General features: G+C 61.2%; 20 protein-coding genes, 1 tRNA gene, 3 other RNA genes and 1 pseudogene. 6 read left to right on the top strand and 19 right to left on the bottom strand.

Going from position 1 to position 25,004, the window contains the following annotated elements; genetic code table 11:
- Nucleotides 1–23 precede the first annotated feature (23 nt).
- Nucleotides 24–829, top strand: a protein-coding gene (locus tag J5I97_RS12140; protein ID WP_208586767.1) for an IS5 family transposase whose coding sequence is annotated in 2 segments (ribosomal slippage) — nt 24–354 and nt 354–829 — 807 coding nt in all. Because the reading frame shifts where the segments join, the coding sequence is not laid out codon by codon here.
- 13 nt (nt 830–842) lie between these two features.
- On the opposite strand, the gene J5I97_RS12145 is transcribed toward J5I97_RS12140, so the two are convergent.
- The 6 genes from J5I97_RS12145 to grxD all read right to left on the bottom strand — a co-directional run bounded on the left by J5I97_RS12145 (nt 843) and on the right by grxD (nt 7,770).
- Nucleotides 843–918: non-coding RNA, sX9 sRNA (locus tag J5I97_RS12145), on the bottom strand.
- Nucleotides 919–1,001: 83 nt separating this feature from the next.
- Nucleotides 1,002–2,387 carry a nucleotide 5'-monophosphate nucleosidase PpnN gene (gene ppnN / locus J5I97_RS12150; RefSeq protein ID WP_208586768.1) on the bottom strand — a complete coding sequence of 462 codons (1,386 nt, stop codon included), beginning with the start codon at nt 2,385–2,387 and terminating at the stop codon, nt 1,002–1,004.
- 105 nt (nt 2,388–2,492) lie between these two features.
- On the bottom strand, nt 2,493–5,717 hold the full coding sequence (locus J5I97_RS12155) for a TonB-dependent receptor (RefSeq protein ID WP_208586769.1): 3,225 nt from the start codon (nt 5,715–5,717) through the stop codon (nt 2,493–2,495).
- A 396-nt stretch (nt 5,718–6,113) separates the two neighbouring features.
- Nucleotides 6,114–6,713, bottom strand: coding sequence for a MarC family protein (locus J5I97_RS12160; RefSeq protein WP_208586771.1), 600 nt, complete (start codon nt 6,711–6,713; stop codon nt 6,114–6,116).
- Nucleotides 6,710–7,453, bottom strand: coding sequence for an SDR family NAD(P)-dependent oxidoreductase (locus J5I97_RS12165; protein WP_208586773.1), 744 nt, complete (start codon nt 7,451–7,453; stop codon nt 6,710–6,712). The genes J5I97_RS12160 and J5I97_RS12165 overlap by 4 nt, the downstream gene beginning before the upstream one ends.
- The gene (grxD, locus tag J5I97_RS12170; protein ID WP_208586775.1) at nt 7,450–7,770 is read right to left on the bottom strand and encodes a Grx4 family monothiol glutaredoxin; all 321 of its coding nucleotides are present in this window, start codon (nt 7,768–7,770) and stop codon (nt 7,450–7,452) included. The genes J5I97_RS12165 and grxD overlap by 4 nt, the downstream gene beginning before the upstream one ends.
- Before the next feature lie 122 nt (nt 7,771–7,892).
- Between grxD and J5I97_RS12175 the strand changes: the two genes are divergently transcribed.
- On the top strand, nt 7,893–8,471 hold the full coding sequence (locus tag J5I97_RS12175) for a superoxide dismutase (RefSeq protein WP_208586777.1): 579 nt from the start codon (nt 7,893–7,895) through the stop codon (nt 8,469–8,471).
- Between the two features lie 142 nt (nt 8,472–8,613).
- Here the strand turns inward: J5I97_RS12175 and J5I97_RS12180 are convergent, their stop codons facing one another.
- A complete protein-coding gene (locus J5I97_RS12180) occupies nt 8,614–9,759 on the bottom strand; it encodes a 5-(carboxyamino)imidazole ribonucleotide synthase (protein WP_208586779.1) in 1,146 nt (381 codons plus the stop codon).
- The gene (gene purE, locus J5I97_RS12185; RefSeq protein WP_208586781.1) at nt 9,756–10,259 is read right to left on the bottom strand and encodes a 5-(carboxyamino)imidazole ribonucleotide mutase; all 504 of its coding nucleotides are present in this window, start codon (nt 10,257–10,259) and stop codon (nt 9,756–9,758) included. Before purE ends, J5I97_RS12180 begins: the two co-directional genes overlap by 4 nt.
- 58 nt (nt 10,260–10,317) lie before the next feature.
- Here purE and J5I97_RS12190 point away from each other — a divergent pair, with 58 nt between their 5' ends.
- The 3 genes and pseudogenes from J5I97_RS12190 to J5I97_RS12200 form a co-directional block, all read left to right on the top strand.
- Nucleotides 10,318–10,587, top strand: a complete 270-nt coding sequence (locus J5I97_RS12190) for a Trm112 family protein (protein ID WP_208586783.1) — start codon at nt 10,318–10,320, stop codon at nt 10,585–10,587.
- A complete protein-coding gene (nadC, locus tag J5I97_RS12195) occupies nt 10,584–11,468 on the top strand; it encodes a carboxylating nicotinate-nucleotide diphosphorylase (protein ID WP_208586785.1) in 885 nt (294 codons plus the stop codon). The genes J5I97_RS12190 and nadC overlap by 4 nt, the downstream gene beginning before the upstream one ends.
- 57 nt (nt 11,469–11,525) lie before the next feature.
- A pseudogene (locus J5I97_RS12200) lies at nt 11,526–11,958 on the top strand (DUF2272 domain-containing protein); the annotation flags it as partial.
- A 28-nt stretch (nt 11,959–11,986) separates the two neighbouring features.
- On the opposite strand, the gene J5I97_RS12205 reads toward J5I97_RS12200, so the two are convergent.
- From J5I97_RS12205 to rpsO, 3 genes are all read right to left on the bottom strand, one after another.
- Nucleotides 11,987–12,061, bottom strand: a non-coding RNA gene (locus J5I97_RS12205) — sX9 sRNA.
- 131 nt (nt 12,062–12,192) lie between these two features.
- On the bottom strand, nt 12,193–14,307 hold the full coding sequence (gene pnp, locus J5I97_RS12210) for a polyribonucleotide nucleotidyltransferase (protein ID WP_208586787.1): 2,115 nt from the start codon (nt 14,305–14,307) through the stop codon (nt 12,193–12,195).
- Nucleotides 14,308–14,477: 170 nt separating this feature from the next.
- Nucleotides 14,478–14,738: a 30S ribosomal protein S15 gene (rpsO, locus tag J5I97_RS12215; RefSeq protein ID WP_002810194.1), complete on the bottom strand. Its 261-nt coding sequence runs from the start codon at nt 14,736–14,738 to the stop codon at nt 14,478–14,480.
- Between the two features lie 225 nt (nt 14,739–14,963).
- Between rpsO and J5I97_RS12220 the strand changes: the two genes are divergently transcribed.
- A non-coding RNA gene (locus tag J5I97_RS12220) (sX9 sRNA) lies at nt 14,964–15,039 on the top strand.
- Nucleotides 15,040–15,042: 3 nt separating this feature from the next.
- On the opposite strand, the gene truB is transcribed toward J5I97_RS12220, so the two are convergent.
- From truB to J5I97_RS12260, 8 genes are all read right to left on the bottom strand, one after another.
- Complete coding sequence (gene truB, locus J5I97_RS12225) at nt 15,043–15,966, bottom strand: tRNA pseudouridine(55) synthase TruB (protein WP_208586788.1); 924 nt, start codon at nt 15,964–15,966, stop codon at nt 15,043–15,045.
- Between the two features lie 87 nt (nt 15,967–16,053).
- Complete coding sequence (gene rbfA / locus J5I97_RS12230) at nt 16,054–16,446, bottom strand: 30S ribosome-binding factor RbfA (protein WP_208586790.1); 393 nt, start codon at nt 16,444–16,446, stop codon at nt 16,054–16,056.
- 143 nt (nt 16,447–16,589) lie between these two features.
- A complete protein-coding gene (gene infB, locus J5I97_RS12235) occupies nt 16,590–19,301 on the bottom strand; it encodes a translation initiation factor IF-2 (protein ID WP_208586792.1) in 2,712 nt (903 codons plus the stop codon).
- 96 nt (nt 19,302–19,397) lie between these two features.
- Entirely contained in the window at nt 19,398–20,909 is a 1,512-nt protein-coding gene (gene nusA, locus J5I97_RS12240) for a transcription termination factor NusA (RefSeq protein ID WP_208586793.1), read from the bottom strand.
- 4 nt (nt 20,910–20,913) lie between these two features.
- A complete protein-coding gene (rimP, locus tag J5I97_RS12245; RefSeq protein ID WP_208586794.1) occupies nt 20,914–21,504 on the bottom strand; it encodes a ribosome maturation factor RimP in 591 nt (196 codons plus the stop codon).
- Nucleotides 21,505–21,714: 210 nt separating this feature from the next.
- Nucleotides 21,715–21,791 (bottom strand) — tRNA-Met (locus J5I97_RS12250).
- Between the two features lie 202 nt (nt 21,792–21,993).
- Nucleotides 21,994–23,454, bottom strand: coding sequence for an NADH-quinone oxidoreductase subunit NuoN (nuoN, locus tag J5I97_RS12255; RefSeq protein WP_208586795.1), 1,461 nt, complete (start codon nt 23,452–23,454; stop codon nt 21,994–21,996).
- Nucleotides 23,455–23,490: 36 nt separating this feature from the next.
- The gene (locus J5I97_RS12260) at nt 23,491–24,996 is read right to left on the bottom strand and encodes an NADH-quinone oxidoreductase subunit M (RefSeq protein ID WP_208586796.1); all 1,506 of its coding nucleotides are present in this window, start codon (nt 24,994–24,996) and stop codon (nt 23,491–23,493) included.
- Nucleotides 24,997–25,004 lie beyond the last annotated feature (8 nt).

The raw sequence follows: 25,004 nt of genomic DNA on the forward strand, positions 1-25,004 counted from the left end.
TCGCCGGTGGCAAAATTGCGGACATGACACGTCGCAAAGAGATCCCCATTGCGCTGTGGAAGCGCATCGAGCCGCTGATTCCCCAAGTGAAGCGTTCGCCCAAAGGTGGACGGCCGCGCATCAGTGATCAGCAAGCCCTCAACGGCATCGTCTATGTCTTGCGCACGGGCATGCCATGGGAAGACCTGCCTGTGGAACTGGGCTATGGCAGCGGCATGACCTGCTGGCGCCGGTTGCGTGATTGGCAAGCCGCCGGTGTGTGGCATCGTCTGCATCAGGTGTTGCTGACCGAGCTGCGTCGCGCCCAGAGGCTGGATCTGAGCCGAGCCAGTCTGGACGCCGCCAGTGTGGCCTCCCCCCGGGGGGCGCCTACACCGGGCCAAACCCGACCGATCGCGGCAAACTCGGCAGCAAACGGCATCTGATCGTGGACCGCAACGGCGTGCCCTTGGCAGTGTGCGTCACCGGCGCCAATCGGCACGACTCGGTCGTGTTCGAGGAGTTGATCGACGCCTTGCCGCCAATTGGTGGCAAACCAGGGCGCCCGCGACGTTGGCCAGACAAATTGCACGCCGACAAGGCTTACGACATCGACCGCTGTCGCGCCTTCCTCAAGCAGCGCGGCATCATTGCGCGGATCGCACGCAAGGGAATCGAGCGCAACGACCGGTTGGGCCGTCATCGCTGGGTCGTCGAGCGCACGCATGCCTGGTTCGCAGGCCTGGGCAAACTGCGCATCCGCTTTGAACGCCGCATCGATCTCCACTTGGCGTTGCTCTCGCTTGCATGCTCCATCATCTGCTTACGGCTTCTTCCTGGGTTTTGTTAGCCGCTCTAAGAGTGGCTAACAAAACGTAGCGAGCAGTCGCCAGGTGGATGCGGACGGCGCGGAGCAACCGCAATGTACGAATGGTACATGCCAATTCCGAGCACCGGCGGCGCCCCCCCTTGGCGGTGAGGTGAGCGCAGTGGTTTTGATAGCCGCTCTAAGCGGCCTCCAGTCAGGTCGCCACCCGATAACAAGGCCGGTAGTCCCCCGAAATCTTCATGCGGCGTTGTTCGACGAAGCCGCGCAGGAGTTCGTCCAGGGCCCGCATGATATCCGGGTCGCCGTGGATCTCGAAGGGGCCGAACTCTTCGATGCGGCGCATGCCGTCTTCCTTGACATTGCCGGCGACAATACCAGAAAACGCGCGGCGCAGGTCGGCCGCCAGGGCAGATGCGGGGCGGCCATGGTGCAAGTCCAGCGCGGACATGGCCTCGTGGCTCGGTTCGAACGGCTGCTGGTATTCAAGCGGGATGTGCACCGACCAGTTGAAGTAGTACGAGTCCTTCTGATCTTTGCGATGCGCGCGCACTTCGTTGATGCCTTCGGCCATGCGACGCGCCACCGCGACCGGGTCGCCAACGATAATCTCGTAGCGCGATGCGGCGGCTTCGCCCAGCGTCAGACGGATGAAGCGATCGATCTGCTCGAAGTACGACGCGGCGATGGTCGGGCCGGTGAGGATCAGCGGGAACGGCAGGTGGGCGTTTTCTTCGCGTAGCAGGATGCCGAGCAGGTAGAGGATTTCTTCCGCCGTGCCGACGCCACCTGGGAACACCAGGATGCCGTGCCCGATGCGGACGAAGGCCTCCAGGCGCTTTTCGATGTCCGGCATGATTACCAAGTGGTTGACGATCGGGTTGGGCGACTCGGCAGCGATGATGCCCGGCTCGGTGACGCCGATGTAGCGCGTATGTTGCTTGCGCTGTTTGGCATGGGCAATCGTGGCCCCTTTCATCGGCCCCTTCATCGCACCTGGGCCGCAGCCGGTGCAAATATCCAGGCCGCGTAGACCGAGCTCGTAGCCCACCTGCTTGGTGTAAAGGTATTCGTCGCGCGAGATGGAATGACCACCCCAGCACACGACCAGATTAGGGTCGGACGGCTGCAGGATGCGCGCGTTGCGCAACTGACCGAACACCGCATTGGTAATGCCTTCGCTGGTGTCGAGATCGGCGTGCTGCGCTTCAAGCTCGATCGCCATGTATGCCAGGTCGCGAACGACAGCGAACAGCAGTTCGGCCACGCCACGGATGATGTTGCCATCAACGAACGCCATGGCCGGCGCATTGACCAGATCGATGCGGATGCCGCGGTCTTGCTGGTTTACCTGGATATCGAAATCCGGATACAGATCGCGCGCGGCGCGTGGATCGTCCGAGGCGCTGCCACTGGTGAGCACCGCCAATGCGCAACGGCGCAACAGTTCGTGCATGCCGCCACCGGATGCATCGCGCAACCGGGCCACTTCCGCCTTGGACAATACGTCCAGACCACCACGTGGGTAGATCCGTGCATCCACCACCGGCAGCGCCCGTGCTGCCGTACTGCTGAGTTCCATAGCTTGCTCCTTTCTTATCTGCAGGACTTTAGCGTACTCACCCGCACAAAAGAAAACGGCAGGAAGAACCCGGCCGTTTTTGCAACATTCGACACGCTAATCAGATTAGAACTGGTAGCGGAAGCCCAACTGCAGCGCCCAGCGGGAGATGCCCTTGTCGTCGTAGACGGTCGCGGCATCCGGCTGGTTGAAGCGATACACGTATTTGCCGGTCGCCGCGTCGATACCGCCGTACTCGGCCACACCTTTGAAGCCCGGGAACGCGTATTCGTCGACACGGCCCCACTTCTTGTTGAGAAGGTTGCCCACATTCATCACGTCAACCCATATCTGCGCCTTGTTGCCGTCGAAGAAGCCCGGAAGCTCCTGTTCCAGGTGTAGATCGAACTGGTTGACCCACGAATTGCGCACCGCGTTACGGCCCGCAACCTGGCCCTTATGCGTAGAAAGGTACTGGTCGTTATTGACGTAGTTCCAGAACGCATTTTCTTCGGCCGCATTGCGGAACAACACATCGCCGCGTACTGCCGGAATGTATAGCAGGTCGTTTGCGCGACCATCGCCATTGGCGTCGTTGTCGAAGGTATAGCTGTACGGGCGACCGCTGCGGCCCTGGTAGATCAGGCCAAGCTTGGTTGCATAGTCGCCAACGAAGTTGTGCTTCCACTGCAACGTACCGAGGATGCTGTCCTTGATTTGGTATGCAGACGTCGCGTTGACTTCTTCGTTGGCTTGGAAAGTCGCCGTGTTGAGCAGCTGCGAGCCCGATGTGGAGCTGGTCAGACCGCTGACTTCCTTCGCATTCGAATAGGTATACGCCAGGCTCGAAGACCAGTCGCTGTCGTTGAACGGCTTGCTCAGGCCAACGGTGAAGCTCTGCGTGCCACCCTGATCGGTGGAGCGCGCGATAATGGCATCGTTGAAGTTAGGGTCCTCACGCAGCGCACGGATATCCGTTCCGCTGTTTTCACATGACGAACCCAGTGCCACACCGGTTTCGCGAAGACATGCGTTACCGAGGGCGTTCCAGTTTGCCGGGTTAAGGCCGTTGGGATTCCAATAGATATTGCGTCCATCCTGGCCAACTGCAGTCGCGGCGCCCAGATTGAGCTGCTGGTAATAGATCGCTTCCTTGACCTTGGTAACTACACCCTCTACCGACGCGACGATGCCGTACCACGGCAACTCGGTATCGAATGCCAGATTTGCCTTCCACACCGCAGGCTGGCCAAGGTCTTTGTCGACGAAGTCGACCGACTGCGTTTGACCCAACACGCCGCGCGGCTGATCGTTGATATCCGGCGTGAAGCGGATGCCACTGTTGGACGCATTCGGGAAGTTATAATCGGTGAACGCAAGGCCTGTATTGGAATACGGGTTGGACAACCACACCGAGGCAGCCGCACCCTGGAACAGGCCGACGCCACCACGCAACTGAGTCGGACGATCTGCGTCGAAGGTGTAGTTGAAACCGAAGCGCGGCTGCCACAGACCATTGCCATCGATCGTTTCATCGTTGCGCACGCCAAAGGCATTGAAGGCAGCTTGGTTGAACTGCGGCGAGTTCTTCACCATCGGCTCGTCATAGCGCAGGCCGAAGTTCAAGGTCAGGTTGCTGTTGAGAGTCCACGAATCCTGCACGAACACGCCGACGTTGCGCATGCCCCACTTTGCAGCGATGTCGTCGATACCGGTGGCCGAGTACGAATAACGATATGCGTTCGGCAGATTCGCCTGATAATTGGCAATCGAATTGAACGTGTAGTTACCGAAGACGCGCGGTCCGAACAGGTTATAGATGTCGTTGTCTTCGTAATCGAAGCCGAACTTGACCGTGTGGTCATTCAAGAACAGCGTTCCAGCGAAGAACGCATTCCAGGTTTCGGTACGCAGCTCGTTGGCCTGCGTATTGGCCTCGGTGCCAAGGTTCAAGGTGTTGTTGCCGAAGCGCACGGCGATTGCCGGCAGCTGCGATGCGGCGGTACGTACGGCCGAGTAATCGCGGTAGGACACCTTGGCTTCGGTCGAGAACGTGTCGGTCCAGTCACTGAACAACTGGCCGGTGTAGGTCTCAAGTTCAAAGTCGCGCACGTAATGGTACGAGTTCAACGCCAGCGTATTGTTTCCGAACCCGTTGAGGTTGGCCGTGCTCTGCTCGGACTTGCCGTAGCGCAACGAACCACGATGCTTGTCGCTGATGTTCCAATCCAGTTTGAAGCCCTTCTCTTCCGAATCGGAGTCCAGCACTGGTAGCGTCAAGGTGCCGGGATCGAAACCGTAGACGTTGCGCGAGATATCGATGACCTGATCGACTTGCGCCTGGGTGATGCCGACTTCATTGCTCGCACCAGAACCCACCGGACCGTAACCGCTATTACCGGTAAATACACCCTTGCCCTGGTATTTTTCGTAATTGGCGAAGAAGAACAACTTGTCCTTGACGATCGGGCCACCCAGGGTCAAACCATAGGTCGCTTCGTTATCGAATAATTGCGGGCGGATGTCGTTCTGGTTCTTGCCGGACCAATCGTTCTTGCGATAGGTGCCATAGACAGAGCCGTGAAATTCGTTGGTGCCCGACTTGGTGACCGCGTTGATCACACCACCGGTACCACTGATAGTGACGTCATAGTTCGCCACATCCACCGAGATTTCGTCGATGACGTCCATCGAGAACGGCTGGCGCGGGGTCGGCAGGCTGTTGGATTCCAGGCCGAAGGCGTCGTTGGTGCTGATGCCGTCGACGCGGATCGCGTTGTAGCGCGGGTTCTGGCCAGCGATGGAGATTTCGTTGCGCGCCTTGTCGGTCTGCGCGACACGCGGATCCAGACGCACGTAGTCTTGCAGGTTGCGGTTGATCGACGGCAGCGATTCGATTTCTTCGCGGGTCACGTTAGTGCCGGTGCCCATCTTGTTGGCGCTGAAAATGGCCGAGCCGTAGTTGCCGGCAATCGCCTGCACGGTGCCCAGAGTGGCCAGGTCGCCGCCAAGGGCCGCATCGACCTGATTGACCTTATCAAGATTCAGGTAGATGCCCTCGCGCGTGGTGTTGCCCGTGCCGGAAGCGGTGATGGTGATGGTGTACGGCCCACCCACACGCAAACCGCGCGCGTTGTAGCGTCCGCTGGCATCGGTGTTGACGCGGCTGACGGTGCCCGATTCAACATGGACGATCGTCACGTCGGCATTCGGCACCGGCTGACCGCCACGGCCGGTGACCACGCCAGCGACGCCGGCAGAGGTGCTCTGAGCGAACACGGGGACAGCGGCAAGTGCGACAACAAGGCCGAGAGTCAGCTTGGACATGCACAGACAACGGGGATGGGTCATTTCGGTAGCCTCGAGACAGGTTGGGCGGTGACAAAAAGGCGCAGTCGGCCCAACCGTTGCCGGGGGTAAGCTGCAGATGATCTGTGGTCCCTTGCCGCGCGACCGGTTGCTGCCGCAACGGTTAACAACAGATTAACACGCTAAGGCCCGGTTATGACGGAAACGTGACAAAGTGCGCACTGTGCATCCTGCAGTTCGCATGTGCCGCCGTAAACGCCATGCTGCGCAAAGTCGCAGGCAAAAAAGACCCATGTCTCGGATAAGCAGAGACAGGATTGGGACTTGGAAGCAGGCTCGTAAAGAATGTCCAAGCACCATCCGACTGACGCAGCCGGTCGCTTCCAACTCTCGGTTTCCATCTCTCGTGCACCAGACCGCCCTGCACCGAAAAACGCCTTAAATCGACACCGGCAACTTGAAGTAGGTCCCCAAGCCATCCAAGAACATCTGCACCGAGATAGCCACCAGCAACATGCCCATCAGGCGCTCGATCGCGGTAAGTGCACGATGACCGAGCAGTTTGTACAGCAGCGGGGCCGACGCCAGGATCGTGGATGCAGCAATCCAGGCGATCATCAGTGCCAGGCTCCAATCCCATAGCCGGGTCGGTTCATTGCTGCCCATCAGCATCACCGCAGCCATGCCGGACGGGCCGGCCACCAGAGGGATCGCCAGCGGCACGATGAAGGGCTCGCCATCGGGGATCTCGCCCATCAGGCCTTCCGGGCGCGGGAAGATCATGCGGATGCCGATCAGGAACAGCACGATGCCGCCAGCGATCGCCATCGATTCCTGACGCAGATGCATCAACTCCAGCGCGTATTTGCCGCCCCACAGAAACCCCATCAACACGAACAAAGCGATCAGCAACTCGCGCGCGAGCACGAAGCTTTGGCGACGCGGCGGCAGCGGCTTGAGCACGCTGAGAAACACGGGGATGTTGCCCAGCGGGTCGAGGATCAGGAACAGCAGCAAGGCTGCCGACATGATGGTCATGCGGAAGGACTCCAGATCGCACCGCGATGCGCGGCACCCGCAATGGACAGCAAGGCGACGCAGGCCCATGCAGCGCGCGCGGGATCGACTGCATCGCGGTCTTCGTGATGCGTGAAGGCACGTGCGCGCAACGCGGTACGCATCGGTCCGGGCTGCAGGCCGCTGATGCGCACCGTGCCGGCGACGGTTTCGTGATGCAGACTGGCGAGCAAGCCGTGCTGCGCATACTGAGCTGCGCCGTAGGCGCCCCAATACGCCTGCCCAACCCGCGCTGTATCATCCACGACGAAGACCACTGCCGCATCGTGTTGCTGGCGCAACAGCGGCAAACAGGCCTGGGTCAACCAGGCACGCGCGGTGAGATTCACATGGATGGCGCGTGCGAAGTCCGCAGGCGCTGCGAGCTCGACCGGAGTCAGGCCGGCAAAATCGGCCGCGCAATGCAGCAGGCCGCTCAACCCACCAAGCTCGAACTGTAACCGCTGCACGAGCGCAGCATAATCGTCCGGGGTGGCGCCGGCCAGGTCCAGCGGATAGAGCAACGGTTCCGGCCCCAGCTTGGCGACTGCATCATAAATACGCTCCAGCGGACGCAGCTTGCGGCCAAGCAACACCACAGTCGCGCCGGCAAAGGCGCACGCCTTTGCAGCAGCAGCGCCCAGACCGCCGGCGGCGCCTGTGATCAATACCACTCGATCGGCCAGCGCAGCCGCGTCAGACTGGTCCTGCAACGCGCTCACGGCTGATAAGCCTCGCTGACGATACGCCTGAGTTCACCGGCCTCGAACAATTCCAGCGTGATGTCGCAACCGCCGATCAGCTCGCCATGAATGAACAACTGCGGAAAGGTCGGCCAGTTGGAATAACGCGGCAGATTCGCGCGCACCTCGGGTTCTTCCAGCACGTTGACGGTGCGCAGTTGGTCGGCACCTGCCGCGACCAATGCCTGCACCGCACGACTGGAAAACTCGCACATCGGGAACTGCGGGGTGCCTTTCATGAACAGCACGATCGGGTGGTGTTCGAGTTCGGCCTGGATCCGTTCCATTTCCGGCATTGGACTCTCCTGACTGGGAGCGGCAAGCCCGACCGCCGAGTCGGATAGACTTCCGCTAAAGGCGCGCATTGTAAGCCTTCAGCGCGACCTGTCGCCGCACTCCCTTCGCTGCCCTTGCCATCATGCCGATCGAACATCTTGCACTGCCCTACTCCCGCGCCGCCCTTGAGCCGCATTTGTCGTCGGCGACATTGGAAGCGCACCACGGCGTCTGCCACCGCAACGAGGTCGAACGGCTCAATGCACATATCGAAGGCAGCGACTTTGCCGAGCTGACGCTGGAAGAGATCATCGCGCGAGCGCAAGGCACGCTGTTCCATCTGGCCGCGCAGGTGTGGAACCATAATTTCTATTGGCAATGCCTGCGTGCACGCGGTGGAGGCGAGCCGCTTGGCCAGCTGTCCGACAGCATCGCCAAATCGTTCGGCGACTTCGTCCACTTCAAGCAGGAATTCAACCGCGTCGCCTTGGGCACCTTCGGCTCGGGTTGGGTATGGCTGGTGCAGCGCCCGGACGGCACGCTAGCGGTCGTCGCCACACCGAACACGTCCACTCCGGTCACCGGGGCGGACACGCCGCTGCTCGCCTGCGACATGTGGGAGCATGCGTATTACCTGGATTACCAGCACGATCGCACGCAATACGTGGACGCGTTCTGGAAACTGATCAACTGGGATTTTGTGGCTAGCCGGTTGGGCTAACCACGCCGTTCTCGCAGCAAATGAGAGATCGCTCATCTGCTGCAAGTAGGCATCTGAAAGCAATCAAGCATTGCGATAAGGCTTCATCAAAGGACTAGCGCATCGGCCATGTAGCCGCATCCGCGTTAATGCGTCTTGCAAATCACCCTTCGCTCAAGCGCGCGACCACCGGCTCAACCTGGGTGCCACGCAGCAACGCAGTGCCCGCATCGTTCAGTGCCTGTGCAAGCGTCTGCGAGGTGTCGGCGCGCAACGTTGCGTGGCCGACCTTGCGCCCGTCACGCGATTGCTTGCCGTAGTGGTGCCAATGTCCGCCCGGTACCGCCAGAAATGCGGCAGCTTCCGGCACAGCGCCCAGCCAATTGAGCATGCAGGCATGCCCACGCATCGCGGTGCTGCCGAGCGGCAAGCCGAGTACGGCACGCACGTGATTTTCGAACTGCGATGTCTCTGCGCCTTCGATAGTCCAATGTCCGGAGTTATGCACGCGCGGGGCCATTTCGTTGGCGAGCAATTGGCCGTCGCGCACAAACAGCTCAAGTGCGAAAACGCCCACATAATCCAGGCGCTCGGCAATCGCGCGCGCATGCGCCGCTGCGGCAGACTGCAGCCCGGCATCCCCAGTTGCCGGCGCGAGGCTGGCCGACAGCACGCCGTGCACATGCCAGTTTTCAGTCAACGGCCAGGCGCGGAACTCGCCATCGCGACCGCGCACAGCCACCACGCTGAGCTCGCGCTGGAATGGCACGAACGCCTCCACGATCAACCCGACCTTGCCCGCCTGCGCGCCGAGCGCGTCCCATGCCGCATCGGCATCGGCGAGCGTCTTGATGCGGAACTGCCCCTTGCCGTCATAGCCGAAGCGACGCGTCTTGAGCACGCACGGTGTACCGATACGCGCCAGCGCCGCATCCAACCCGGCGCGGTCGTCGATGGCCGCAAACTCCGGCACCGGAATGCCGAGCTCGCGAAACAAGGTTTTTTCGCTGAGCCGGTCCTGTGCCACCGCCAATGCAGCAGGACTTGGAAAGACCGGCACCTGTGCGGCGAGCTGCTGCGCACTGGCAGCCGGCACATTCTCGAAATCGAAGGTGAGCACATCCGCCTGTGCGGCGAATGCGGCAAGCGCAGCCGCATCGTCGAAAGCACCGACCTGCAGCGGGGCCACCTGCCCTGCACAGGCATCAGCCGCCGGGTCGAATACCGCAAAACGCAAGCCCAACGGCGCGCCGGCCAACACCAACATGCGTGCCAATTGGCCACCGCCAAGAATGCCGACGGTGGTCATTGCCGGGGGTCGTCGCTAGCCATGACATCGTCGGTCTGCTTGGCACGGAACTGTGCCAGTGCCTGGCCGATATGCGCCTGTTCGGGTGCCACCATCGCTGCCGCGAACAATGCCGCATTTGCCGCACCAGCATTGCCGATCGCAAACGTAGCCACCGGAATCCCGGCTGGCATCTGCACGATCGATAGCAACGAATCCATGCCGTTGAGCACCTTGGACTGCACCGGCACGCCGAGCACCGGCACTGCGGTCTTGGCGGCGAGCATGCCCGGCAGATGCGCCGCGCCGCCGGCGCCAGCGATGATTGCGCGCAGGCCGCGTTCGCCAGCCCGCTCGGCATAGCTGAACAACACATCGGGCGTGCGGTGCGCCGAGACCACCTTGACTTCGTAAGGCACGCCCAGCGCATCCAGCTTCTGAGCTGTGTGTTGCATAGTCTCCCAATCCGAACGGGAGCCCATCACGATGCCGACTAGCGGCGCGGGGTGGTTGGAGGTCATGGCCCTGCCTTGCGGTAAAGACGTATTCTAGCCAACTTCCACGCAAGACAAGACTTCGATGGATCGCAAATTGCTCGACCTGCTGTGCTCGCCCGACACCCGCCAGCCGCTTTCGCTGCTCGACGGCAAAGGCCTGGAAGCACTCAACACCGCCATTGCCGGCGGAAACCTGCAGCGTGCCGATGGCACCTTGCAGGCACAGCCGCTGCGCGAGGCGCTGATCACCCGCGACCGCAAGCAGATCTTCCGCGTCGACGACGGCATTCCGGTGCTGCTGGCCGAAGAAGCCATCGGCACTGAGCAGATCGCCGACTTCCCCGAGAAGTGAGTCTTCCTGTGCGCACGACCGTGCCGGAGGCACCATCGGCCGCGCTGGTTGACGCCGACGTGGCACGCGCACTGGCCGAGGACATCGGCACTGGCGATGTGACCGCAGCGCTGTTGCCCGATCAGGCCGACAGCGCGTACCTGCTGTGCAAGCAGAATGCGGTGATCGCAGGCCGCCCCTGGTTCGACGCGGCGCATCGTGCACTCGATGTGCAGGTGCGCATCGACTGGCACGTGCACGAAGGTCAGCACGTCAGCGCCGGCACTGTGTTGGCCCTGCTGCATGGCCGCAGCCGCAGTCTGGTCAGTGCCGAGCGCACCTCGCTCAACTTCATGCAGACGCTCTCGGCCACGGCCACCACCACGGCTGCGTACGTCGCTGCAGTGGCCGACACCAACACCCGCATCCTGGACACGCGCAAGACGCTGCCGGGCCTGCGCGCCGCACAGAAATACGCGGTACGTTGCGGTGGTGGCGACAATCACCGCATCGGGCTGTTCGATACGGTGATGCTCAAGGAAAACCACATCCGCGCAGCCGGATCGCTGAGCGCAGCCGTGCATGCCGCACGCGCGCAGCAACCGCAGTTGCCGCTGGTGGTCGAAGTGGAAACGCTGGAGCAACTGCGCGAGGCATTGCAGGTCGGCTGCACGCGCATCCTGATCGACGACTTCGATCAGGCGATGCGTCGCGAAGCAGTCCGTCTCGTTGCCGCTTTGCCGCACGACCAACGCATTCCGCTCGAAGTCTCTGGCAGCGTGGATCTGGCCGGCATTCGCGCAATTGCCGAAGACGGCGTGGACTGCATTTCCATCGGCGGGCTGACCAAACACGTGCAGGCGGTGGACCTGTCGCTCAAACTCGGCCCGCCACCGCGCTGATTTCACGCGCACGCGGGTCTTGCAGCCTGCTGCAATTGTGTCTGTGCAGGATCCGCGATGACTGTAAAACCTTGGTCGTGCATTTGTCTGGTGCTGGCGGGATTTGGAGGCAGCGCTGCGGCTGCAGAAGTGTGCGATATCCCGCCACACAGTCTGGCACCAGTCCTGCCGCGATCGCCAGCGTGCGCAGCGCCTGTAAAGAGCGTCGTTTGTGGCAGCACTCGCTTATCGATGCCAAAGGTCGTCTCGGCGTGACTGAAGCCAAATCGCGTTACGGCGTCGTCGCGTGGCAGGCCAATGGCGCGACAGCGGTACGCTTGCATCGATGGGCGATCGCCCCGGCGCATCGACTTGCGCGGCGCTGGATGGCACGCGCTATATCGCTGGCGATTGCCGCGCTTTCCTGGTCGACAATCCGTGGTCGGCGGCATTCATTTCGTGGGTGACGACACAGTCCGGGCTGAGCGGCTTTCATCGCTTCGCACGGCATCCTAGCGGGCGCCTACGACATTTTGAGTGGCCAACAAAACATTGCGAGCAGTCGTCAGGTGGGTGTGGACGGCGCGGAGCAGCCGCAGTGTAGGCGTGGCACTGCCAATTCCGAGCACCGGCCGCGCCCGCCTGACGGTGAGCGTAGTCGTTTTGTTAGCCGCTCTTATTACCGAATCTACAACAAAAAAGCGGGCCGCAGCCCGCTTTTTCGTAACGCATCAAACAGCAGCGCTTACTCGACCGAAGCCGGCACGCCCTCGCCTTCTTCCACTGCCTTGATCGACAGACGGATACGGCCCTGCTTGTCCACTTCCAGCACCTTGACGCGGACCAGATCGCCTTCCTTCAGCTTGTCGCCAACTTTCTCCACGCGCTCGCTGGAAATCTGCGAAACGTGCACCAGGCCGTCCTTGCCTGGCAGGATCGTGACGAACGCGCCGAAGTCCATGATCTTGGCGACCTTACCTTCGTAGATGCGGCCCGGCTCCACGTCCGAGGTGATCTGCTCGATGCGCGACTTCGCAGCTTGCGCGGCGATGGCATTGACCGAGGCGATGATGATCGTGCCATCGTCCTGGATGTCGATCTGCGTGCCGGTTTCTTTGGTGATCGCCTGGATGGTCGAGCCACCCTTGCCGATCACTTCGCGGATCTTGTCCGGGTGGATCTTGATGGTCAGCAGACGCGGCGCGTAATCGCTCAGTTCCAGACGCGGGGTGGTCAGGGCATGCGCCATCTCGCCGAGGATGTGCAGACGGCCCGCCTTGGCCTGCTGCAATGCCTGCTTCATGATCTCTTCGGTGATGCCCTCGATCTTGATGTCCATCTGCAGCGCGGACACGCCTTCGGCAGTACCGGCCACCTTGAAGTCCATGTCGCCCAGGTGATCTTCGTCACCCAGGATGTCGGATAGCACCACGAAGCGATCATCTTCCTTCACCAGGCCCATGGCGATACCTGCCACCGGCGCCTTGATCGGCACACCGGCGTCCATCAGCGCCAGCGAGCTGCCGCAGACCGATGCCATCGAGGACGAACCATTGGACTCGGTGATCTCCGAGACCACGCGAATGGTGTACGGGAATTCTTCCAGACTCGGCATCACGGCGAGCACGCCGCGCTTGGCCAGACGACCATGGCCGATTTCACGACGCTTCGGTGCACCGAAACGACCACACTCGCCCACCGAGTACGGGGGGAAGTTGTAATGGAACAGGAAATTTTCCTTGTACTCGCCGCTGACCGCGTCGATCACTTGGCCGTCACGGGCGGTGCCCAGCGTGGTAACCACAATCGCCTGCGTTTCGCCGCGGGTGAACAGTGCCGAGCCATGGGTACGCGGCAATACGCCGGCCTGCACAGCGATCGGACGCACGGTATCCAGTGCACGGCCATCGATACGCACCTTAGTCTCTAGGACCGAGTCGCGCATGGTGTGATATTCCAGCTCGCCGAATTCCTTCGACAACTCAGCAGCGCTCCAGCCTTCGGAGGCAACACGGCCGGCCAGCGAGTCCAGCACGTCTTTCTTGATCGCGGAGATCGCGTCGCGACGCTGCAACTTGTCGCGCACCTGGAAAGCATCTGCCAGCTGCGTACCGACGGCTTCTTTGAGCGCGTTGATCAGCGCGGCGTTCTTGACAGACGCAACCCAGCTGCTGGGCTTGGTGCCTGCTTCGACGGTCAGCTCGTTGATCGCGTTGATGACCTTCTGCAGTTCGCGGTGGCCGAAGGTGACCGCGCCCAGCATCACTTCTTCGGACAGCAGCGCCGCTTCCGACTCCACCATCAGCACGGCGTTCGCGGTGCCGGCAACTACCAGCTCCAGCTGCGAATCCTTCAGCTCGGCGATGGTCGGGTTGAGGATGTACTCACCATTCTTGTAGCCCACCTTGGCGGCACCGATCGGGCCGTTGAAGGGCGTACCGGCCAACGACAGCGCAGCCGATGCACCGATCAGCGCGGCGATATCGCCGTCGATGTCAGGGTTCATCGACATCACGGTCGCGATAATCTGTACTTCGTTCTTGTAGTCCTCCGGAAACAACGGACGGATCGGACGATCGATCAGGCGCGAAATCAGCGTTTCCTTCTCGGTCGCACGTCCTTCGCGCTTGAAGAAGCCGCCTGGGATGCGGCCGCCGGCATAGAACTTCTCCTGATAATCAACGGTCAGGGGGAAGAAGTCCTGCCCTTCGCGCGCGGTCTTTGCGGCGACGGCGGTGACCAGCAGTACGGTGTCGTCCATCTTGACGATGACCGCGCCGCTCGCCTGGCGAGCGACTTCGCCGGTCTCGAGGGTGACGGTGTGCTTGCCGTACTGGAAGGTTTTGGTGATTTTTGCCACGGAGGTTTTTCCCTTAGGTGTTGCTGTCTTCAAATGGACCGTCGTCGACCCATGCCGAGAACGGGCGGCCGGGATGCTCCGGGCCATTAACTACATGGTGCAAATTGACGTAGTGCGACTGACCAAAACAAAACCGCGGCGCATCGCTGCGCCGCGGCGGTAGGACTCGATCAGCGGCGCAGGCCGAGCTTCTCGATCAACGACTTGTAACGCTCGTTGTCCTTCTTCTTCAGGTAGTCGAGCAGGCTGCGGCGACGGTTGACCATCTGCAGCAGACCACGACGGCTATGGTGATCCTTCTTATGGGTCTTGAAGTGACCGGTCAGCAGTTCGATGCGCGCTGTCAGCAGAGCGACCTGCACTTCCGGTGAACCGGTGTCCTGGGCGCTACGCTTATTGTTTTCAATAACTTTCTGGGTGTCGACAGACATTGTATTTTCTCAAAAGATGCGTAGTGGACAGGAACGTGCATGACGCACCGTCGAACTCGCCGTTTGCTAGGGATGAGCGCGCTTGGCGCTGAATGTGCCCCGATCAGGGCCGCAAAATTGTAACGTCACGCGGCCCCGAGAACAAGTTGACTAAAATTAATAAGAGCGGCTAACAAAACGACTGCGCTCACCGCCAGGCGGGCGCGGCCGGTGCTCGAAATCGGCATGTACCAAGCGTACACTCCGGTTGCTCCGCGCCGTGAGCACCAACCTGACGACTGCTCGCTACGTTTTGTTAGCCGCTCTAAGCCTGAACTTCGTTCAGTCCATTGAACAAACGCTGCGGCGACAAACGCCCTTCCGCGTCCACCATGCCTAAGCCTGAAGGGATTCCATCGGGCCCGAACACCGCAACTTGGCCGGCTGGAAATGCTGCATCGCGCAAGCGCTGGCCCATCCGGAAACGGGTCGCATGGGCCTGGTCGAGCACGATCCGCGCAAAATCGGCCAGACCGGCTTCGATCGGCAACAACAACTTCTGCGCATCGATGCCCGCGTCCAGCGCTGCGGACAGCGCTTGGAGCGTGATCATTTGCGAAGCATGAAACGGCTTAACCCACAGCCGACGCAAAGATACGATATGCGCACCACATCCGAGCAATTCGCCCAAATCGCGCGCCAGACTGCGAATATAAGTGCCCGAGCCGCAGGTCACGCGCAATTGCAGGCGCGGCGCGCTGTAGCCGATCAGTTCGATCGCATGCACATCGACCTCGCGCACCGGCGCATCGATCACTTCGCCACGCCGCGCCTTGGCATACAGCGGCTCGCCCCCCTGCTTGAGCGCAGAATAGATCGGTGCCTGCTGCGCGATACGGCCGACAAATGACGCCAGCGCCACACGCAGTGCTTCTTCGCTCAGTTCCGGCACCGCACGCTCTCGCAACTGCGCGCCATCGGCATCGTCAGTGTCGGTGGTCATACCCAACACGACATCAGCGTCGTATGCCTTGACCGAGCCAAGCAGCAGACCGGCGATCTTGGTGGCTTCGCCCAGACACAACGGCAGCAAGCCGGTGGCCAGCGGATCCAGGCTTCCGGTATGGCCGCCCTTTTCTGCCCGCAACAAACGGCGTGCGGCCTGCAATGCGTTGTTGGAACTGAGTCCGGCCGGCTTGTCCAGCAACAGGATGCCGTGCAACGGGCGATAGACGATACGGGGTTTCAAAAGATCAGTGCTCGAATCGGGCGCTGTACGCGCCTGCAGGAATCAGGGCGGCAACGGAGGCCGGAGGCGGCAAGCCCGATACAGCGTTCAGCGCTGTTCGGCGTCTTCGTCGCTGGACGCAGCCTCGGGGCGGACATCATCCAGATCACGCAACAGGTTGTCGATGCGTTCGCCGCGATCGACCGAATCGTCGTAATGGAAGTGCAGCTCGGGCACGTGACGCAGTTTCATGGCCCGCGCCAACTGCGTACGCAGCTGACCGGCAATTTCCTTGAGCCCCTTGATCGCTTCGGTCGAACGCTCCTGCTGCAGCGCGGTGACGAACACCTTGGCATGCGCCAGATCGCGGCTGATTTCGACATCGGAAACGCTGACCGACGGCAAGCCGTGGTCGCGCACGGCCGCGTGCACGATGGTGCCGAGGTCGCGACGCACCTGCGCAGAAACGCGGTCGGTGCGATGGAATGATTTGGTTGGCATGGTCGTGGACCTGGTTGATTCGGAGGGCCAGATGGCACCGAAGCCAAAAACGAACGCGGGCTGCCATGCTGCCCTTGCCTCGCAGAACTTGCGTTACAGAATCCGCTGTGCGGAACACCGGGGCACGCAGGCCCCGGCAGCCGTTACAGCGTACGGGCGACTTCGATACGCTCGAAGCACTCGATCTGATCGCCGGCCTTGACGTCGTTGTAGGCCTTCACGCCGATACCGCACTCGGTACCGTTGCGCACTTCCTCGACGTTTTCCTTGAAACGACGCAGCGATTCCAGCTCGCCTTCGAACACCACGACGCTGTCGCGAAGCACGCGGATCGGCTTACTGCGCTTCACCACGCCTTCGATGATCATGCAGCCTGCAACCGCACCGAACTTCGAACTGCGAAACACGTCGCGGACCTGCGCGATACCGATGATCTCTTCGCGGATTTCCACGCCGAGCAGACCGGAGGCCACCTGCGTCACTTGGTCGATCACGTCATAGATGATCGAGAAGTAACGTAGATCGATGCCGTTGGACTCAACGATCCTGCGCGCCGACGCATCGGCGCGCACGTTGAAGCCGATCACCGTGGCCTTGGAGGCCGCCGCCGAATTCGCATCGGATTCGGTAATGCCGCCCACGCCGGAGTGGATCACGTTGATGCGGATGTCGTCGTTGGACAACGCCACCAGCGACTGCTTGAGCGCTTCCACCGAACCCTGCACGTCGGCCTTGATCACTAGGTTCAACACCTGCTGGCCTTCGCCCTTGCCCATCTGGGCCAGGATGTCTTCCATGCGGTTGCTGGCCGAGGCGACCAGACGCGACTCGCGACGCTTGGTTTCGCGCTGCTGCGCCACGTCCTTGGCCAGACGCTCGTCGTCGACGACCACAAAATCGTCGCCAGCTTCCGGCACACCGGACAAGCCAAGCACCTGCACCGGGATCGACGGGCCAGCCGAGGCTGGCTGATGGCCGGTTTCATCGAATAGCGCGCGCACGCGACCGTACTGAATGCCGCACACCAGGTAGTCGCCCTTCTTCAGCGCGCCCTGCTGCACCAGCACCGTTGCGACCGGGCCACGGCCCTTGTCCAGCGACGACTCGATGACGGTACCGCTGGCGCGGCCTTCGGGCAGCGCCTTGAGTTCCAGCACTTCGGCCTGCAGCGAGATCGCGTCCAGCAGCGTGTCCACACCTGTACCGACCTTGGCCGACACTTCGATGAACTGAGTATCGCCACCGAACTCTTCGGCCACCACGTTTTCGGCCAGCAATTCGTTCTTGACCCGCAACGGATCCGCGCCGGCCTTGTCGATCTTGTTCACTGCCACGATCAACGGAACGCCCGCCGCCTTGGCGTGTGCCACCGCTTCTTTGGTCTGGGGCATCACACCGTCATCGGCGGCAACGACCAACACCACGATGTCGGTGATCTTTGCGCCACGTGCACGCATCGAGGTAAACGCGGCATGGCCGGGCGTATCCAGGAAGCTGATGACGCCACGACCGGTTTCGACGTGGTACGCACCGATGTGCTGGGTGATGCCGCCGGCTTCGCCCGAAGCGATCTTGGTGCGACGGATGTAATCCAGCAGCGAGGTCTTGCCGTGATCGACGTGCCCCATGATGGTCACCACCGGCGGACGGACCGTGGTGTCGCCCTGCGCGTCTTCGGCATGCGCCAGCAGCGCATCTTCGAAGTCGGCATTGTCGGCACGCAGGGCCTTGTGGCCGAGTTCTTCGGTCACCAGCGCTGCGGTGTCATGGTCGATGCTCTGGGTAATGGTCGCCATGACGCCCATCTTGAACAGCGCCTTGACCACGTCGCCCCCCTTGAGCGCGAGCTTCTGCGCCAGGTCGGCTACGGTGATCGTTTCGCCGATCGCCACTTCACGCACCACCGGTGCGGTCGGACGCTCGAATCCATGCGGACCAGTATTGCCCTGGTTGCCACGGCCGCTATCGTTGCCACGGCGCGAGGAGGACGAACCCGGACGACCGGTCGGCTTGCCGCGCACGTTGGAACGACGCGCACGGTCAGCCGCGGACAGATGCAACTGCCCGGCGAACCGCTTGGTCGCATCGTCGTCTTCGACGCCGGCCACCATGGCGTGCGAACCGCGCGTCTTGTGCTTGGCTGCATTGGAGCGGTCCTCTGGACGGGCCGGCGTAGCCGGACGCGATGCGGGCGAAGCGCTACCCGGACGGGCAGGACGCGGAGCAGAAGATGGCGACGACGGCGCACGTGGGGCAGGAGGTGCCGCAGACGGAGTATAAGCGGCGGCAACCGGCGCCGGCGCGCTGGCAGCCGCAGCGGCTTCCTCGGCAGCCTTGCGCTCGGCTTGGACACGATCACGTGCTGCTTGCTCTTCATCACGCTTGCGCTGAATCGCTTCGTCGCGCACTCGGTCGCTCTCGGCCAGCGCCTGCTGCTCGTCGAGGTTACGCTGACGCGAAGCGGCGAGCTTGCGCAGGATATCGGCGCGCTCTTCGTCCGGCGTCATCGGCTCAGGACGAACGCTGCCTTCGTTTTCGGACCTAACGTAGGTGCGCTTCTGCCGTACTTCCACGTTGACCGTGGTCTTGGTGCGACCGGCGCTGACCGTGACTTCCTGCAGCTTGCGCCGATTGAGCGTGATCTTCTTGGCTGCTTCACTTGCCGCTTCGGCAGGCGTCTCGGCCTTTCCATGCGTGCGACGCAGGAAGCCAAGCAGTTTCATCTTCTCGGTGCTGGTCACAACCTGGTCGGGACCGCTGAACTTCATTCCGGCCTCGGCCAGTTGAACCAGCAGTTTATCGACCGGCGTATTGACCAGTTCGGCAAGCTTGCGGATGGTGGTTTGCTGCGACATTCGGATCCTATGATCTGGTTGGCGCTCCCCTCGCCCAGAGCAAGGGAAACGCTGATTCTAAGCCCTGATGGGGTCAGGGCGCGGTTCATTGCCGGCTCATTCGCCGCGCTCCAAACGGGCGATCTCCTCGGCGCGGGCCGCCAGGATCAGCGCCGAGGCGCGCTCCTGAGTCATGCCCTCAATGCCGAAGTCGACGATCTCGTCCGCTGCCAGGTCGGACAAGTCCTCGCTGGTGCGCACGCCGTGCTGGGCCAGAGCAAAGGCCGTTTCCTCGTTCATCCCCTCCAGCGCCAGCAGGTCCTCGGTGGGCTGAGTTCCTTCTAGACCTTCTTCCTCGGCCAGCGCGGCATTGAGCAGCGCATCGCGAGCACGGGCACGCAGCTCTTCGACGATGTCTTCGTCGAAGCCTTCCACTGCCAGCAACTCGCCGACCGGCACGTAGGCGATTTCTTCCACCGTGTTGAAGCCTTCCGACACCAGGATGGCGGAGATTTCTTCGTCCACCTCCAGGCGATCCATGAACAGTTGGCGCGCCGATGCCTGCTCGGCCTCGGACTTGGCGGCTACTTGGTCGGCTGTCATTACATTAAGCTGCCACCCGGTCAGGCGGCTGGCCAGGCGTACGTTCTGGCCGCCCTTGCCGATCGCCTGGGCCAGGCGATCTTCCGCCACCGCTAGGTCCATCGAATGCTTGTCTTCATCGACAATGATCGACTGCACTTCGGCTGGCGCCATCGCATTGATGACGAAGTTTGCCGGGTTCTCGTTCCACAACACGATGTCCACGCGCTCGCCATTGAGCTCGTTGGACACCGCCTGCACGCGCGAACCACGCATACCGATGCATGCACCGATCGGATCGGTACGGGTGTCGTGCGCGATCACCGCGATCTTGGCGCGGTCGCCCGGGTCGCGTGCGCAGGCTTTGATCTCGACCAGACCCTGACCGACTTCCGGCACTTCGAGCTTGAACAGTTCGATCATGAATTCCGGTGCGGCGCGGCTGATAAACAGCTGTGGGCCACGTGGCTCCGAGCGCACTTCAGCCAGATAGCCGCGGACGCGGTCGCCCGAACGCAGCGCATCGCGCGGAATGCCCTTGTCCTTCGGAATAAAGGCTTCGGCATTGCCACCTAGGTCGACAAAAATATTGCCGCGCTCGGCGCGCTTGACCACACCGGTGATCAACTCACCGACGCGATCCTTCCACGCATCGACCACTTGCTGACGCTCGGCTTCGCGCACACGCTGCACGATAACCTGCTTGGCAGCCTGCGCAGCGATACGACCGAAATCCGGGTTCTCGATCTGTTCTTCGATGTAGTCGCCCACATCCACGCCGTCGGCTTCGTCGATGGCATCCATCAGACGCACCTGGCGATCCGGCGATTCCATCACCACATCGTCGGCCACCACTTCCCAACGACGGTAGGTTTCATAGTTACCGTTCTTGTGATCGATGGTCACGCGCGTCAGCACGTCCTGGTCGGGATAGCGTTTTTTCGCTGCTGAAGCCAGCGCGGCCTCGATCGCATCGAAGATCACTTCGCGCGGCACGCCTTTTTCGTTGGCTACAGCATCCACTACCAGCAAAAGTTCCTTGCTCATTTCGTCACTCCGCGCGCGGCTTGCCAGCCGCCGACTCGTTGGATGGTTTCTTCTTCTCGTACCCGGGTTTTTTCGGGCCGGGCTTATTCGGTTTCTGCGGAGCCAGGCCCAGGGCAACCCAATCCGGAAGGATGCGCGCTTTTTCGATGTTGTCGAAGCCGATCTGCACATCCTTGCCATCGATCGCGAACACCACAGCGTCGGCCTCGGATTCGATGCGCAGGATCTGACCCTGGAAGCGGCGCCGCCCCTCTTGCGCCAGCTTCAACACGATCTTTGCGCACTCGCCAGCATGACGGGCGAACTGTTCCAGTGTGAACAACGGACGATCTACACCCGGCGAGGACACCTCAAGTGTGTAGTTGCCGGTGATGGGGTCTTCGACGTCGAGTTGGGCCGACACTTCGCGGCTCACGCGTTCGCAGTCGTCAACGTTGATGACACGCTCGGGCTGCTCGGCCAGAGGCACATCGATATAGAGGCGCAAAGTGGCGCCACCTGGAGCGGGAAGATATTCCACACCCAGCAGTTTCAAGCCCAAGGACTCAACCGTTGGACTCAGCAGATGCGCGATTTCGGTCGCTTTTTCGCTCACAGACTGCCCTGATCAGATGATTGCCAGTAAAACCCCGGCAACCGTCAGCAAACTTTCCGGTTCCTGAAAAAGCAAGGGGCCCAGTGGGCCCCTTGCGTCAAAAAAGCCCGACCTCTAAGGGTCGGCACAAAGACGGGAACATGCATCTTTGCGATCCAAGAACCTGATGCACTGCCTTAACGCATCGCGTTAAGGCAGTGCATCAAAACTTGGTAGCGGGGGCAGGATTTGAACCTGCGACCTTCGGGTTATGAGCCCGACGAGCTGCCAGACTGCTCCACCCCGCAGCAGAAACGAAATTATGAAGAACTCGAGCAACAATTGCAAGCCCTAGTTTTTCATCTGTTGAAACCCTTGGAGGTCCTCAACGTGGCGGAAAATCATAACCGCAGTGCAACAAAAACGAAACACCAATCACAAGTTTATTTCAGTATGCAGTCACGCGCGTGCTGTGAGGCACGCATACAACATCATGCATGCTCCAAAGTCCTACGCAAGGCCCGCAAACGCGCGCTGGCACCACACCATGATCGGGCTCCAGGTCAGACCGAGTGCGAGCAGTGCGAGCGCATTGACACAGAGCACGGTGCCAAGCACGCGATCATTACTGGCCGGCAACGGCTCACCCACCGGCTCATCGAAATACATGACCTTGATGACGCGCAGGTAGTAGTAGGCACCGATCACAGCGCAGATCACGCCGACCAGCGCCAACCAAAGCATGTCGCCCTTCACCGCAGCGCCCAGCACAGCCAGCTTGGTCCAGAAACCAAGGAACGGCGGAATACCGGCAAGAGAGGCCATGATGCATAGCACCAAGCCGGCCATCCACGGATTACGCGCGCTGAGGCCCTTGAAATCGTCGATGTTCTCGGCTTCGAAGCCATTGCGCGACAACGCGATGATGGCGCCGAACGAGGCGGTGGACATGATGGTGTAGCTGACCGCATAAAACATCGCAGCGGCGTAGCCTTCTTCGGCACCACCGGCCATGCCCATCAACAAAAAGCCGATGTGCGAAACGGTCGAGTACGCAAGCATGCGCTTGAGATTGCTCTGCGCAATGGCCATTAGGTTGCCGACCACCAGCGACAATGCTGACAAACCGCCAATCAACAAATGCCACTGCGGCGATAGCGGACCCATGCCCACTTCCAGCAGGCGATACGCCATACCGAAAGCAGCCAACTTGGGTGCGGAACTGATAAACAAGGCAATCGGAGCGGGCGCACCCTGATAGACGTCGGGTAACCACATGTGGAACGGCGCAGCGCCCAGCTTGAAGGCAACCCCTGCGATCATGAAGATGGTGCCGGTGAGCAGCAGCGTGCGCTCGCTGGACCCTTCTATCGACTCGTGGATACCGGACAGGCTCAAGGTGCCGGTGGCCCCATACACTAGCGACATGCCGTACAGCAGCAACCCCGACGCAAGTGAGCCAAGCACGAAATACTTCATCGCAGCTTCGGTGGCCAAGCCATTATCGCGGTCCGAGGCGACCAGGGCGTAAGAACACAGCGCTAGCAGTTCCAAGCCCAAGTAAACCATCAGCAGGCTGCCGGCCGATGCCAGAAGCATCATGCCGGCGGTGGCGAATAGCACCAGTACCGGAATTTCACCCTGATAGAGATTCCGCTCGCGCAGATAAGTCCAACCGTAAACCAGGCTCAACCCACTGACCAGGACGATCACGGTCTTCATGACATCCGCAGCGGTGTCACGCACGAACATGCCGTGGAAGATTTCGCCCTGCCCACCTGTGCCGGTTGCCAGCAACACCAACACCACGGCGAGAACGGCGACAGAGAACAGGTGGGTCCAGATCTTGTTCCGCTGGCTCACGAACAGGTCGAGCATCAGCAGAGCGAAGGCTCCCCCGATCAGCACCAGCTCCGGAACAAGCGGCGCAAGGTCAACGGTGGTCAACGGCGCGAGCGTTGGCGTGGTCATCATCAAATCCTGGAAATCAAAACGTACGGCAAGCTGTTAGAGCTTGGTCGCGGCAATCTGGGTAGCCAGCTTGGCGATCGATGGTTCCATCAAGTCGGTCAGCGGCTTCGGGTAAAGGCCCAGGGCCAGTACGCCAGCGGCGAACACCCCCAACACGAAGGCTTCACGGCCATTGATGTCCTTCAGCTCGGCCACATGTGCGTTAGCCACTTCGCCGAAGAACACGCGCTTGTAGAGCCACAGCGTATAAGCGGCAGTGATTACCAGCGTGGTGGCGGCAGCGAAGGCGACCAACGGATGCTTCTGGAAGCTTGCGAGAATCACCATGAATTCGCCAACGAAACCACTGGTACCCGGCAGACCGGCATTGGCCATGAAGAACAACATGGAGAACGTTGCAAACCAAGGCATCACGTTGACCACGCCGCCGTAATCGGCAATGCGGCGCGTATGCATGCGGTCGTACAGTACGCCGATGCAGGAAAACATTGCGCCTGACACGAAGCCGTGCGAAATCATCTGCACCATCGCACCCTGCAAGCCCAGGCGAGCTGCGTCGGTGCTGCCGTACTCGCGCACCAGCGTGAAAGCGATGAAGGTCCCGAGGGTGACGAAGCCCATGTGTGCGATGGACGAATACGCCACCAGTTTCTTCATGTCTTCCTGTACCAACGCCACCAGACCGACGTAGACCACCGCGATCAGCGATAGCGCGATGACCAGCCAGGCAAACTCATGGCTCGCATCCGGCACGATCGGCAGGTTGAAGCGAAGGAAGCCGTAGCCACCGATCTTCAACGCAATCGCGGCCAGAATCACCGAACCGGCAGTCGGCGCCTCGACGTGCGCGTCCGGCAACCAGGTGTGCACCGGGAACATCGGCACCTTAACCGCAAAGGCGATCAGGAAAGCGAAGAAGATCCAGGTCTGTTCCTTGGTGGTCAGCTGCAGTACGTAGAGATCGGCCAGCTGGAAGCTGCCGCCCTTCAGATACAGGTACACCAAGCCCACCAGCATTAGAACCGACCCGAGGAAGGTGTAGAGGAAAAACTTCATTGCCGCATAGATACGCCGCGGACCGCCCCACACACCGATGATCAGAAACATCGGGATCAGCATGGCTTCGAAGAAGACGTAGAACAGCATCGCGTCGGTGGCAGCAAAAATACCGACCGTGACACCTTCCAGGATCAGGAAAGCGGCCACGTACTGATTGACGCGCTTGTCGATCGAACGCCAGGCACCGATCAGGGCCAGCACCGTCACCAGCGTGGTCAGCACGATCAACGCCACCGCGATGCCATCCACGCCCAGGTTGTAGCCGATGTTATAAGCCGGGATCCAGGCATGCAGTTCGATGAGCTGCATGGCGTCGTTATTGGCGATGTTGTAGCCCAACAGCGGCAGACTCAGCACAAAGGTCGCCACCGCCACCGCCAGAGATGCCCAGCGAGCAGTCTCGGCGTTGCGCAACGCTAGGATCAGGGCGCCACCGATAATCGGTAGCCAGATCAAGATAGACAGTAAAGGCCAGTTCGACACGTTTTCTT

This window comes from Xanthomonas fragariae (assembly GCF_017603965.1).
GTDB lineage: Bacteria > Pseudomonadota > Gammaproteobacteria > Xanthomonadales > Xanthomonadaceae > Xanthomonas > Xanthomonas fragariae_A.